11 protein-coding genes are annotated in these 12765 nt (G+C 68.9%); 3 read left to right on the plus strand and 8 right to left on the minus strand.

The features are described 5' to 3' along the window. Positions 1-93 precede the first annotated feature (93 nt). Both VMT65_RS13865 and VMT65_RS13870 read right to left on the minus strand, forming a co-directional pair. Positions 94-972 carry a lysophospholipid acyltransferase family protein gene (locus VMT65_RS13865; protein WP_326308580.1) on the minus strand — a complete coding sequence of 293 codons (879 nt, stop codon included), beginning with the start codon at positions 970-972 and terminating at the stop codon, positions 94-96. A 70-nt stretch (positions 973-1042) separates the two neighbouring features. Next, the gene (locus VMT65_RS13870) at positions 1043-2725 is read right to left on the minus strand and encodes an AMP-binding protein (RefSeq protein WP_326308582.1); all 1683 of its coding nucleotides are present in this window, start codon (positions 2723-2725) and stop codon (positions 1043-1045) included. A 330-nt stretch (positions 2726-3055) separates the two neighbouring features. Here VMT65_RS13870 and VMT65_RS13875 point away from each other — a divergent pair, with 330 nt between their 5' ends. After that, a complete protein-coding gene (locus VMT65_RS13875) occupies positions 3056-3952 on the plus strand; it encodes an EamA family transporter (protein ID WP_326308583.1) in 897 nt (298 codons plus the stop codon). Between the two features lie 161 nt (positions 3953-4113). On the opposite strand, the gene hflX is transcribed toward VMT65_RS13875, so the two are convergent. Further along, a complete protein-coding gene (gene hflX / locus VMT65_RS13880) occupies positions 4114-5610 on the minus strand; it encodes a GTPase HflX (protein ID WP_326308585.1) in 1497 nt (498 codons plus the stop codon). Positions 5611-5652: 42 nt separating this feature from the next. After that, positions 5653-6024: a MerR family transcriptional regulator gene (locus VMT65_RS13885; protein ID WP_326308586.1), complete on the minus strand. Its 372-nt coding sequence runs from the start codon at positions 6022-6024 to the stop codon at positions 5653-5655. 60 nt (positions 6025-6084) lie between these two features. On the opposite strand from VMT65_RS13885, the gene VMT65_RS13890 reads away from it, so the two are divergent. After that, positions 6085-7185 carry an alkene reductase gene (locus tag VMT65_RS13890; RefSeq protein WP_326308587.1) on the plus strand — a complete coding sequence of 367 codons (1101 nt, stop codon included), beginning with the start codon at positions 6085-6087 and terminating at the stop codon, positions 7183-7185. Between the two features lie 130 nt (positions 7186-7315). On the opposite strand, the gene dapF is transcribed toward VMT65_RS13890, so the two are convergent. The 4 genes from dapF to VMT65_RS13910 all read right to left on the minus strand — a co-directional run bounded on the left by dapF (position 7316) and on the right by VMT65_RS13910 (position 10908). Further along, positions 7316-8236 (minus strand): diaminopimelate epimerase, encoded by a 921-nt coding sequence (dapF, locus tag VMT65_RS13895; protein WP_326308588.1) that lies wholly within the window; start codon positions 8234-8236, stop codon positions 7316-7318. Positions 8237-8241: 5 nt separating this feature from the next. After that, complete coding sequence (locus VMT65_RS13900) at positions 8242-9063, minus strand: TrmH family RNA methyltransferase (protein WP_326308589.1); 822 nt, start codon at positions 9061-9063, stop codon at positions 8242-8244. 127 nt (positions 9064-9190) lie between these two features. Further along, positions 9191-10108, minus strand: coding sequence for a tRNA (adenosine(37)-N6)-dimethylallyltransferase MiaA (miaA, locus tag VMT65_RS13905; RefSeq protein WP_326308590.1), 918 nt, complete (start codon positions 10106-10108; stop codon positions 9191-9193). Continuing rightward, positions 10105-10908, minus strand: coding sequence for a hypothetical protein (locus VMT65_RS13910; RefSeq protein WP_326308591.1), 804 nt, complete (start codon positions 10906-10908; stop codon positions 10105-10107). The genes miaA and VMT65_RS13910 overlap by 4 nt, the downstream gene beginning before the upstream one ends. Positions 10909-11084: 176 nt before the next feature. Here VMT65_RS13910 and VMT65_RS13915 point away from each other — a divergent pair, with 176 nt between their 5' ends. After that, complete coding sequence (locus tag VMT65_RS13915) at positions 11085-12680, plus strand: DUF349 domain-containing protein (protein WP_326308593.1); 1596 nt, start codon at positions 11085-11087, stop codon at positions 12678-12680. Positions 12681-12765: the final 85 nt, after the last annotated feature.

Consider the following 12765-nt stretch of genomic DNA (forward strand, 5'->3'; position numbering starts at 1 on the left):
CGGAAAGTGGTCCGAACTGCGACGGTCGCCATTGACGTCGCGGAACGGAGGGGCTGAACCTCGGTAAACCTACCGAGAAGTCAGGGTGACGCGCTAGAGACCGAAGCGGTCCAGGGTGCGACCCAGCAGGCTGCGACCCCGGTCACGGTCGCGCTCGGCCAGCAGGAAGTCGAGTTCTTCTTCCAGGGCCTTCTTCACCACGACCTGCAGATCGCGCGCGGCGGCCTCGAGATCCTCGGCATCGCGCCAGGGGCTGGTGTCGATCGGCGTGCCGAGCGCGTAGTAGAAGCGCTCCGGCTTGGGCACCAGGGTCGGGCCGAGGCCGCGGATGAGTGGCGGGGTCAGATTCGAGCGCAGACCCAGGCCCTCGACGGCCTTGCGCAGCGGCGTCATGACCGGGTGGTCGCCGTCGAAGACGATGTCGTAGATGTCGTCGCCGCCGACCATGGCGGTCGGGACGATGGGCGCGCCGGTCCGAATGGCCATTTTGGCGAAACCGGTGCGGCCCTCCCACAGCAGCTTGTACTTCTGCCCCTTGCCGCGCATGGCCTCGCGGCCGCCGCCCGGGAACACCGCCACGGCCTCGCCCTGCTCGAGCAGCGTGGTGCAGTTGTGGCGGTTGCCGCGCACGATTCCCCAGCGCTGCAACACATCTCGCAAGCCCGGGACGTCGATGAGCACGTTCTCGGCCAGCCCCCGCACCAGCCGGTCGCGCTTCACCAGGATCTCGTGGGCGAGCAGCGGCGCGTCGGTGCCGCCCGCCAGCGAGTGATTGCCGACCAGCAGTACCGGGCCATGGTCGGGGAAGTTCTCCATGCCGTAGAAGCGCGGGCTGAACCAGGCGCGCGACGGGGCCATGAGCAGATCGATAATGCGGCGGTCGGTGTCGGTGAGATCGACGTGCAGCGGTGCGCCGTCGCTGAGCCCCCTGGGCTTTTCGTTTTCGGACGAATGTTGGTCATTACGAGACAAGACAACCCTCCCTGCAGAGCCTTCGATAACAGCATCGTAACGAAAGCTCTTGCAGGTCACAGACCGAGGGTTAGAACAGGTTGTCGCGTCCGAAAGTGGAAAACTCTGCCTTCAGTTCGGATTTGTCCGAGTCGGTGAAGCGGTCGTACTCGGGTTTGCCGCGACCGAACCAGCGATAGACCGGATCGGTGGTGTGCCAACGCTGCTGTTGCAGTTCGCGTTTGAGCACCTTGTTCGAACCGGTGACGGGGAGATCGGCCGAGACCCGCAGCAGTCTCGGCGCACCCTTGCTGCCGAGATCATTTTGGGCGCTGAGGAATTCGGCGAACTCGGTCACATCGAAGGCGGCCGGGTCGGCGACCTCGATGGCGGCCATCACCCCGTCGCCCGAGCGGGGGTCGGGGACGCCGTAGACGGCGGCGGCGATCACGGCGGGATGGCGTCGAATGACCTGTTCGATCGCCAGCGTCGAGATGTTCTCGCCGTCCACGCGCAGCCAATCGCCTTTGCGGCCCGCGAAATAGAGAAAGCCCGCCTGGTCGATATAGCCGAGGTCGCCGGTCCAATACCAGCCATTCCGCAATCGCTCGGCATCCGCGACATCGTTCTTGTAATAGCCCTCGAACACGAGCGCGCCCGCCTTGTCGATCATCTCGCCGACGGCTTCCTCCGGATTCAGGACCCGACCGTATTCATCCAGCACGGCTCGGGCGCAATCTTCGAGAGTCTCCGGATTCACCACGGCCACACCCGGATGCGCGGGTCGACCGAGCGCCGACGGTGGAGCCTGCGGGTCGAGGGCGGCCAGGGCCGGGCCCTCGCTGGAGCCGTAGCCCTCGAACAGCGGGGCCCCGAAGCGGCGGCGGAACTCGGCCTGATCGGCCACCGATGCCTCGGTGCCGAAGCCGCGCACCAGCGTGTTGTCGGCGTCATCCGGGGCCTCCGGGGTCGCCAGCAGGTAGCCGAGCGCCTTGCCCACGTAGGTGAAGAACGTCGCGCCGAAATACCGCACATCCGAGAGGAATCCAGAGGCCGAGAACTTCGGAGTGAGGCACACCGTCGCGCCATTGGCCAGCGCGGGAGCCCACAGCGCCATGATCGCATTGCCGTGAAACAACGGCATACAGCAGTAATCGACATCCTCGCGCACATGTCCGAACTTGTCACTCGCCCCATAGGCAATAGCCGCCAACCGCCGCTGACTGCACTTGACCGCCTTCGACGTCCCGGTAGTCCCCGACGTGAACAGCAACAGCAACAAGTCTTCCGCCCCCGCGTACGCGACCGGCTCGACCCGATGCGCCGCAACCCGTTCGAGGTAGGCCGGATCATCCACCAGCAGAAACCGATCCGCCTCGAGCCCGAGATCCAGCCCCCGCAGCCGCCCCATCCCCGCCGTATCGGTGACGATCAACTGACAGTCCACATACCGAATATCGGCCTCCAACTGCGCATCCCCCCGCGTCGGATTGATCCCGACCACGGTAGCCCCCACCAACGCCGCACCGCCGAGCCAAAACACAAAATCCGGCACATTGTCGAGCAACACCCCGACATGAAACGGCCCCTCCCGCCGCAACTCTCGCGCCAACTCCCCCCGAGCCGCCGACTCCCGAACCACGGCATCCCAACTCCACTCCCCCTCCCGAGTCCGCAACCCCACCCGCCGATCCCCCACCCGATCCAGCAGCATCGCGGCGACATCCCCGCGCCGCGCGCCCGCCGACCCTGTCATGCCCAAATCACCGTCCATCCCCCGAGTGTCGCCGAGTGGCGCACCTCCGAGGTGATTTGTCCGAAATTCCCTCCCTCCTGCGCCATTCAGCGGAAGCATCGGCAGAGGGACGGCCGGGCCAGATGGGCCAAATCCTGCACTATGACAGCGGAATCGGCAGGAACCTGCCCTTCGGTGCGGAATTGTGCAGGGATCAGCCCATTTCGGGAGGCCGAACGGTGCCGGAGGTCTCTCCCGCCGGAAATTGCGTGGCCAGGTTGGCGGTCACGTGACCACACTGCCCACGTGTTGATGACGAAAATCGTTGCGCGATCACCGACGCGGTCCAGGGCCACCGCGTGGAGCTTGATGTCCTGGGCCTTGTTCGCGACCTCCGGGCCGATAGCAAAGGCGGTGATGGTGGCAGGGTGGTCACCGGCGGCGGTGACAGTGGCGCGGATCGGGGTTGCCGCAGCGGTGCTCGTTCCGGCGGTCGCGGTGGTTCGACCGCAGGCCTTGAAGTTCCGGCGTGGTGATCTGTGGACGCTGGGCGGGTATGGGGTGCTCGGAGTCGCCGGGGTGCAGTTGCTGTTTTTCGTGGCGGTGCAGCGTATTCCGATCGGCCTGGCGATGGTGCTGGTCAACCTCGCCCCGGCACTGGTCGCACTGTGGTCGCAATTCGTACGGCGGACTCGGCTACCACGACGAGCGTGGTACGGCATCGGCCTAGCGCTAACTGGATTAGCACTGGTGGCCCAGGTCTGGCAGGGCGCGCGGTTGGACTTGGTAGGTATCGCAGCCGCCCTCGGATCCGCACTGTGCTCGGCCGGATACTTCCTAATCGGCGAATACGGAGCGAGCAGACACGACCCACTCGGGATGACAGCAATCGGATTAACCATCGGCGCAATACTTTTAGCGGTCTTCACGCCCCCTTGGTCGCTGCCCGTGGGCCCACTCACCGCCTCGGCAGCACTGGGCAACCTGCGAACACCGGTATGGTCGGCGCTCTTGGTCCTGGCGGTCGCCGCGACCGTGCTGCCCTACTTGACCGGGCTACATGCCCTGCGTCAGCTACCCGCGTCCGCGTCCGCCACCCTCGCACTGGTGGAACCGCTGGTCGCCGCCCTCCTGGCCTGGGCATTGCTCGGCCAAGCGCTCGGTCCGATCCAAATCGGCGGCGCGGTAATCATTCTCATCGGCGCGACCCTGGTGCAACTGAACCTGCCCGAACACGCCCTGGCCAGATCGCCGAACCTGGCGTAGTGATTTCACAGCTGCGCACGCACGCCGCCTCCCGTCGGCTGCCTTCGCTCACCAACTACCGCAACATCCTCTTCGACACCAGCCGGACTGAACAAGATCAGGGAGCTCTTGGCGCGGGGAATCGGGTGAGATTCCGCGGGGAGAGCTCCCTGGTCTTGTGGCTACTGCTGGTCGGGGTCGGAGCCGGCGTGGGCGTAGTCGGCGAGTTGGGCGGCGAGGGCGGTGGGGACTCGGGCGTGGACTCGGGTGCCGTCGGGCTCGTGGTCGGAGGTGATGATCTTGCCGTCGGCGTGGATTCGGGCCAGGAGGTCGCCGCGGGTGTAGGGGAGCAGGACGCTGATCTCGACGTCCAGGCCGCCGAGGATCTGGCCCAGGCGGTCGCGGAGTTGGTCGAGGCCGGCACCGGTGCGGGCGGAGACGAAGACCGCGTCGGGCAGCCAGCCGCGCAGCTGGGTCAGGTCCAGCGGATCGAGGGCGTCGATCTTGTTGACCACCAGCAGCTCCGGCGGGGCGGGCGTCTTGGTGTCGCGCAGCACATCGGTGATGACCTCGCGCACCGCCTTGATCTGCTGATCCGGCAGCGGATCCGAGCCGTCCACCACGTGCAGCAGCAGATCCGCGCCCGTCACCTCCTCCAGCGTCGAGCGGAACGCCTCGACCAACTGGGTCGGCAGGTGACGCACGAACCCGACGGTGTCGGTGAACACGACCTCGCGGCCGTCCTCGAGCGCGGCCCGGCGCGTGGTCGGATCCAGGGTGGCGAACAGCGCGTCCTGCACCAGGATTCCGGCATCGGTGAGCGCGTTCATCAGCGAGGACTTGCCCGCGTTGGTGTAGCCGACAATCGCGACCTGCGGAATACCGCTGGCGGTGCGCTTGGCGCGCTTGGTGTCGCGGGCCGTCTTCATCTCGCGAATCTCGCGGCGCAGCTTGGCCATTCGCTCACGAATGCGGCGGCGATCGGTCTCGATCTTGGTCTCACCGGGACCACGCAGACCCACACCGCCATTGCTGCCCGCGCGACCACCGGCCTGCCGGGACATGGACTCACCCCAACCGCGCAGCCGCGGGAGCATGTACTCCATCTGCGCGAGCGAGACCTGCGCCTTGCCCTCCCGCGAGGTGGCGTGCTGGGCGAAGATGTCCAGGATCAGCGCGGTGCGGTCGATGACCTTCACCTTCACGACCTTCTCCAGCGCGGTCAGCTGCGCGGGGGTCAGCTCACCGTCGCAGACGACGGTGTCGGCACCGGACTCGAGCACGATGGATCGCAACTCCTCGGCCTTGCCCGAACCGATGTAGGTCGACTTGTCGGGGCGGTCGCGACGCTGGATCAGCGCATCGAGCACTTCCGAACCGGCGGTCTCGGCGAGGGCGGCCAGCTCGGCCATGCTCGCCTCGGCCTGGGTGGCCGTGCCCTCGGTCCAGACACCGACCAGCACCACGCGTTCGAGGCGCAGCTGCCGGTACTCGACCTCGGTGACGTCTTCGAGTTCGGTGGACAGACCCGCGACGCGGCGCAGGGCGCTGCGCTCGTCGAGCTGCAATTCACCGACCGTCGGCGGGGCCGACCAGCCGTTGCGACCGGTTTCGGGGGCGGCGGTCTCCTCGTCGAGGTCCTCGGCGGGGGTGAACTCATACGTTTCTGGCTTACTCATATACCTCCATGGTCCCACGTCCCAACGGAGCGCCGCATTCGGTTATTTCGCGGCGAAGCGTTCCCCAGCCCGCGCGATGACATCGTCGAGGACCTCGCGGGAGCGCACCAGGTCGGCGATCGTGCGGTCGATGCGGTCGCGTTCGGCCCGCAACTCGTGGACCAACTCGGGCGTGGCGCGTTCGTTCGCGCCACCGTCGCTGTCCCGCATGCACGGCAGGATCGCGTAGATCTTCTTGCTGCCCAGGCCCGCGGCGAAGAGCTCCTGAATGTGGATGACGCGGTCGACGGCCATCTCCGGATAGTCGCGCTGCCCGCCGGGCGTCCGGGTGGGCACCAACAGCCCCTGCTCCTCGTAGTAGCGCAGCGAGCGTTCGCTCACCCCGGTGCGTTTGGCCAGCTCACCGATTCGCATGGGGCACTCCGGAATCCGAGGCTTGCACCTCACATCAATGTCAGGTTCTACCTTACCGGCATGACGAACACGGACCTCTTCACCACCGCCCGGCTGGGCGCACTGGAACTCCCGAACCGGCTGGTCATGGCCCCGCTGACACGCAATCGCGCCGAGGCCGACGGGACCCCGTCGGAGCTCATGCGGATCATGTACACCCAGCGCGCGGGGGCCGGGCTGATCATCGCCGAGGGCACGACGCCGAACGCGGTCGGGCAGACCTATCCGAACATCCCTGGCATCCACACCGATTCGCATATCGCGGGCTGGCGGCGCGTCACCGATTCGGTGCGGGACGCGGGCGGGCGGATGTTCCTGCAACTACAGCACGGCGGACGCGTCGGGCATCCCGACAACAGCGGGCTGATTCCCGTGGCACCGTCGCCGATTCCGCTGCCCGAGGGCATTCACACCCCGTCCGGGCATCAGGAGTCGGTGACACCGCGCGAACTGAGCCCGGCCGATATCCAGGACACCATCGCCGATTTCGCCACCGCGGCCCGCAATGCGGTGGCCGCCGGATTCGAGGGCGTCGAAATCCACAGCGCCAACGGCCATCTGCTGCACCAGTTCCTGGCGGCCAACACCAACCGACGCACCGACGCCTACGGCGGCCCGATCGCCCACCGCATCCGCTTCACCCTCGAGGTGGTGGACGCGGTCATCGCGGCCATCGGCGCGGACCGCGTCGGCATCCGCATCGCGCCCGGCGTCACCACCAACGGCATCGCCGAGAACGACACCGACGAGCTGTACCCGGCACTGGTCACCGCACTCGCCCGACGGCACCCGGCGTATCTGCACATTGTCTTCGCCGACCCGGAAAGCGCACTCTTCCAGCGGATTCGGCAGCTGTGGCCGCACACCTTGATCGCCAACCCGAACCTCGGCCGGGGCGAGCTACCCGCCGACGGTGGCAAGGCCGCCGCCGAGGCCCTCCTCGCGGCGGGCGCGGACCTGGCTTCTCTGGGCCGCGCCTTCCTGGCCAATCCCGACCTGGTGGACCGCCTACGCCTCGGCGCACCCCTCAACCCACTCGGCGACGCACCCCTGATGTACGTCGGCGGCCCCGACGGCTACCTGGACTACCCCGCGCTCGACGCCTCCTCTGAGGCCGCGTGACCAGCATGGAGCTTGCACGCCAAGAGCGCCTCTACTTCGCGGCGGTTGGCTTCAACCTGTCCAGGCGTCAACCTCACTCGGCGCGCACGCCACTCTTCCTGAGTCAATGCGCTCATTGATTGCCTGGGTATCAGGCGTCCTGCCACCACTTGGCGGCGATGCGGCCGGTGGCGACGAGTTCGGAAGGGCCGCGCAGCCAGGCCGCGCCGTTCTCGATGCCGACGGTGACGACCCCGCCGGGGATGCGGACCTTGATGTGGCCGACGTCCGAGGACAGGTCGAAGCCGTCGGCGGCGAGGGCGGCGGCCGCGGCGGCGACGGTTCCCGTTCCGCAGGAGCGGGTTTCGCCGACGCCGCGCTCGTAGACGCGCATGTCGACGCCCTTTTCACCGTCGGAGCCGACGCCGAGGGCGGTGAGGATCTCGACGTTCACACCGTGCGGGAACAGGGTGTGGTCGAAGGCGGGAGCGTGTTCCAAGTTCAGACCGGCGAGGATCTGCGGGGTCAGGGTCGGGTCGACGCAGGCCAGGTGCGGGTTGCCGACATCGATTCCGAGGCCGGAGAATTCACGGCCGTCGAGGGTGGCGGTGGAGGGGCCGAGGGATTTCACGGTGCCCATCGCCACGGTCACCTCGCCGTGCACCGGGTCGGCGTGGTGCACGACCACCGGCCGCGCACCCGCGCGCGAGCCGACCACGAATTCCGCACGCTGCTCCAGGCCGTTCGCGACCAGGTAGTGGGCGAACACCCGCACACCATTGCCGCACATCTCGGCAATGGACCCGTCCGCATTGCGGTAGTCCATGAACCAGTCCCCGGCGCTCACACCCTCGGGCAGCGCCGCCAGCACCCCGGTCTCGACCAACGCGCCCGCACGGGCCACGCGCAGCACGCCATCCGCGCCGAGCCCACGCTGGCGATCACACAGCGCCGCGACCCGGGACGACGTGAGCTCCAGCCACGCGTCCGGGTCGGGCAGCACCACGAAGTCGTTCTGGGTGCCGTGGCCCTTGCTGAATTCGATATCGGCGGCGCTGTTCTCGCTCGTCATGGTCCTTACCGTAGCGCCCGGCGCTGCCGAGCTATTTCGTAGAGTGCCACCGCCGCCGCGGAGGGCGCGCCGAGGGTGCCGTCGGTCGGGATGCGGACCAGCTCATCGCACACCCGCTGCCACGTGGGACCGAGCGATTCGCTCTCGTCGCCGAGCACCAGGACGGTGCCGCCGTCGAAACGCGCGTCGTCGAGGGCGAGGCCGCCGCGATCGTCACTGCCGACAATGCGGGTCGCGATGCCGCGGGCCCCCTGCCGGTCCCGGAACGCGGCCACCTGCGCCGGGCCCGAGGCGCGCAGCACCGGGATCGCGAACAGCGCGCCATCGGAGGCGCGCACGCTCTGCGGGTCGTAATGGTCGACGCCGGAACCGGTCACGATCACCCCGCCCGCCCCGAACGCCATCGCGGACCGGATCAGCGCGCCGAGCCGAACCGCCGACGCGGGCCGGTCGATGACCACCACGGTCGCCGGATCCTCCGGTGTGCCCGGCGCGAACTCCTCGAGTTCCGGCCGCCGCGTCACCGCGACCGCCACCAGTTCCGGCACCGGCTCCGAGGGCTCGGCCAGCTCGGCCATCACCTCCGGCACCAGGCCCACCCCGGTCACCCCGCTGGTCTCGAGCAGCTGCCGCACCCAATCCGGCGGCTCGGGCGCGCCCAGCCGATAGACGAGCGTCTCCAGCGGCCAACCGTATTCGAGCCCGCGCGTGATGGCGCGCCTGCCGTGCACCAGGAATCGACCGTCCCGCACCCGTTTGGCCCTGTTGCTCAGGTATTCCCGCCACAGCTCCACCGAGGCATTCCGCGTACTCCCACGGCCCGTCACCCCAGCAACGTAGCGCGGTCCCCCGACATCCACGGCGCGATTCTGGCGTGTCCGCCGACCGTGGAGTGTCAAGGGTCCGGTCGACCGGAAAGGTGTGTGCCGGTGCGATGTTCGGCGGCCGACCCGGTTACGCGCGGCCGACCGACACCTTCTCGACAATGGCCGAAGCCGTTGCGGCCAAGGCGGGATCCGCGCCGTCGACCCAGTGCACTCGCTGGTCGCGGCGGAACCAGGAGCGTTGGCGGCGAACGTAGCGGCGGGTGCCGATGAAGGTGCGCTCCTGGGCCTCGGCGAGGTCGTATTCGCCGTCGAGGTAGTCGAGGACCTGGGCGTATCCAATGGCGCGGCGAGCGGTTTGGCCGTGCCGCAGGCCCCGGGTGATGAGCCGTTCGGTCTCCTCGAGCAGGCCCGATTCGAACATCTTCGCCGTGCGCAACTCGATGCGGGCATCCAATTCGGCGGTGTCGCGATCGACACCGAGAATGACCGTGCCCCAACGGGGTTCACCGATCTGGGGCGCGGAGGCGGCGAAGGGTTTGCCGGTCAGCTCCACCACTTCGAGTGCGCGCACCATGCGGCGGCCGTCGGTGGGCAGAATCGTCCGCGCGGCCACGGGATCGGCCAGCTTCAACGCCTCGTGCACGGCGACCGTGCCGCGATCGGCCAGCACCGCTTCCCATTTCGCGCGGATCTCCGGGTCGGTGGCCGGGAAGTCCCAATCGTCCAGCAGCGCTTGGACGTACATCATGGAGCCGCCGACGATCACGGGGGTATGCCCGCGGGCCATGATCGCCTCGACGTCGGCGCGGGCGGCGGCCTGGTAGGCGGCGACCGTCGCGGTCTCGGTGATGTCGAGCACGTCGAGCTGGTGGTGCGGGATGCCGCGACGCTCGGCGACCGGCAGTTTCGCGGTGCCGATGTCCATCCCGCGATACAGCTGCATCGCGTCGATATTGACGATCTCCCCGTCCAGCCGTTCCGCCAGATCGAGGGCCAGATCGGATTTCCCGGTGGCGGTCGGCCCGACCACGGCGATCGGCCTCACGCGCCGACTCCACTGCGAGCGCCGACCGGCTGCCACACGCTGACGTGGTAGGCGACGCCGAACGGGGCCGCGGCATAGAGCGTTTCGACCTCGGGATCGGCCGGGTCGACGGCGAAGAGTCCGGCCAGCACCTGGTAGGCGGGTCGGCCCGCGACGTCGAGCTCGGCCAGCAGATGTGTGTCCAAGGCCGCCAAGGCCTTCCGATCCCCCGCGCTCAAGGCCCGGTCGATCTCGGCCTGCACGCCCTCGGCGCGCTCGTCGAGGTAGCGCGGAGCCTTGAGCGACAAGGTTGCCGCGCCGTCGCCGACGACCAGAACGGCGGTCGGCGCGGATTCGGCGTCCAGTTCCGCGCGCAGGTGGCGGCCGAAGGTCAGGGCCTCGTCAGCGGAGGCATCGGCCGAGATCAGGCGGCATTCCGCGACGGCCTCGGGGGCGGCCTGCCCGCGCAGCCAGCCCGCGATGAGCGCCGGGAGCGGCAGTAGCGGGTCCGCGCCGGGACCGAACCCGGCGGCATCGATGGATCCGGCAAAACCGACACGCACGTCCACCCCGTATCCCCGGAATGTGCCCACCGATTCCGAACCGATCACCCGGTCCGCTTCCGCGCCCGCGGCGACCCCCTCCGAGTCCGCCACGCCGACCACGATCCACCGCGACGCGCGGGCCGCCAACTCCCCGGCCGCCCGCAAGACCGCAGCTCGCAGGGCCGCGACGTCGCCATCGCCCGTCGCACCGGCCGCACCCTCGAGTTCGGGCACCAGCACGGGCGGGGAGGGAACCAACGACGCAACACAGAACACGCCGTCAACCGTAGCGCTAACGCACCTCACCAGCCCCACCCCGGCACGGTCGCCGCGCCGCCGAAGCGGGCTCAAAGACAGCATTTCCCATCTCAGCCTGGTTGAATGGGATGCAGCTGTACAGATGAGCTAGGGCGTAACCAGGCAGCCGTGACGCGCGGCAGGGACGAGGAGCAATGACCGACAACAACGGAACCGAGAAGGCCACCCACTCGGAGTCGACCCCGACGCCCAAGCCCGGCGCGCCGCTGCCCTCCCCGAGCGAGACCGTGACTCCTTCTAGCGAAACAGCTGGGACCCCTTCCAACGAAACAGCTGGGGCCCCTACCGGCGAAACAGCCGTGCCGCCGTCGAGCGAGCCGGCCCAGCCCGCGCCGAGCGAGTCCGCCGGAGCCGCCCCGAGCACTCCCGCGGGTACGCCCAAGCCGTCTCCGGCCGCGGCCGCCGCCCCCCGCCCGGGCGGCCCGCGCCGCAAACCCGAGTCGCCCAAACCCCATGCCGTCAAGCCCACGCCGGGCCCGGCCACCCCGCACCCGCATCCGGTGGTCGTGCCGACCGTGAGCGACCCCAGCCAGTGGGGCCGGGTCGACGACGACGGCACCGCCTGGGTCAAGACCGCCGACGGCGAACGCGTCATCGGATCCTGGCAGGCCGGGGACGCCGCCGAGGGGTTGGCCCACTTCGGCCGCCGCTTCGACGATCTGGCCACCGAGGTGGCGCTGCTCGAGGCGCGCCTGGCCGCGGGGACCGACGCCCGCAAGACCAAGGCCGCCGCCACCGCGCTTGCCGAGACGTTGCCGACGGCCTCGGTCATCGGTGATATCGACGGTCTGGCCACCCGGCTGCGCGCCATCATCGAACACTCCGACGAGGCGGCCGCCCACGCCAAGGAGGAGAAGGAACGCACCCGGCACGAGCAAACCGAGCGCAAAGAAGCCCTGGCCGCCGAGGCCGAGCAGATCGCTGCGGAATCCACCCAGTGGAAGGTCGCCGGGGACCGGCTGCGGGAGATCCTGGACGAGTGGAAGACCATTCGCGGCGTGGACCGCAAGGTCGACGACGCGCTGTGGCGTCGCTTCTCCAAGGCGCGCGAGGCGTTCAACCGTCGTCGCGGGGCGCATTTCGCCGAACTCGATCGCGAACGCGCGGCCGCGAAGACCCGCAAGGAAGAACTCTGCGTGCGCGCCGAGGAACTCTCCGGGTCGACCGACTGGTCCGGCACCGCGGCCATCTTCCGCGACCTGCTGACCGAGTGGAAGGCCGCGGGCCGCGCCCCGCGCGAGGCCGACGAGCAGCTGTGGCGTCGCTTCAAGGCGGCCCAGGACGTCTTCTTCGCCGCCCGCAATTCCGCGGCCAGCGAACGCGATCACGAGTTCGAGCAGAACGCGACCGCCAAGGAAGAACTCCTGCGCCACTACGAGCACATCAACCCCGAGACCGATCTCGACGGTGCTCGCACGGCCCTGCGCGAACTCCAGGAGAAGTGGGACGCCATCGGCAAGGTCCCGCGCGAGCGCATGCACGATCTCGAATCCCGCCTGCGCACCATCGAGAAGAAGGTCCGCGAGGCCGTCGACGCCCAATGGCGCCGCACCGATCCCGAGGCCATGGCCCGCGCCGCCCAATTCCGCGAACGCGTAGCCCAATTCGAGGAACAGGCCGCCAAGGCCCAGGCCGCGGGCAAGACCCGCGACGCCGAAAAGGCCCTCGAACAGGCAAAGCAATGGCGCGAATGGGCCGAAGCCGCCGAAGGCGCGGTCAGCCAGCGCTGACCCGGCAGTAACACAGCGAACCGGCCCGGCCCCCACAGGCCGGGCCGGTTCGCTGTCTCCGCCAGGCCTAGCCCCCGGACGTGAA

It is taken from the genome of Nocardia sp. CDC153, assembly GCF_035818515.1.
Classification (GTDB): domain Bacteria; phylum Actinomycetota; class Actinomycetes; order Mycobacteriales; family Mycobacteriaceae; genus Nocardia.

Excerpts from the sequence above, each read along its gene's own strand:
- VMT65_RS13870 (WP_326308582.1), bottom strand. The coding sequence starts at position 2,725 with ATGGACGGTGATTTGGGCATGACAGGGTCGGCGGGCGCGCGGCGCGGG.
- VMT65_RS13875 (WP_326308583.1), top strand. The coding sequence starts at position 3,056 with ATGTCCTGGGCCTTGTTCGCGACCTCCGGGCCGATAGCAAAGGCGGTG.
- hflX (WP_326308585.1), bottom strand. The coding sequence starts at position 5,610 with ATGAGTAAGCCAGAAACGTATGAGTTCACCCCCGCCGAGGACCTCGAC.
- VMT65_RS13885 (WP_326308586.1), bottom strand. The coding sequence starts at position 6,024 with ATGCGAATCGGTGAGCTGGCCAAACGCACCGGGGTGAGCGAACGCTCG.
- VMT65_RS13890 (WP_326308587.1), top strand. The coding sequence starts at position 6,085 with ATGACGAACACGGACCTCTTCACCACCGCCCGGCTGGGCGCACTGGAA.
- dapF (WP_326308588.1), bottom strand. The coding sequence starts at position 8,236 with ATGACGAGCGAGAACAGCGCCGCCGATATCGAATTCAGCAAGGGCCAC.
- VMT65_RS13915 (WP_326308593.1), top strand. The coding sequence starts at position 11,085 with ATGACCGACAACAACGGAACCGAGAAGGCCACCCACTCGGAGTCGACC.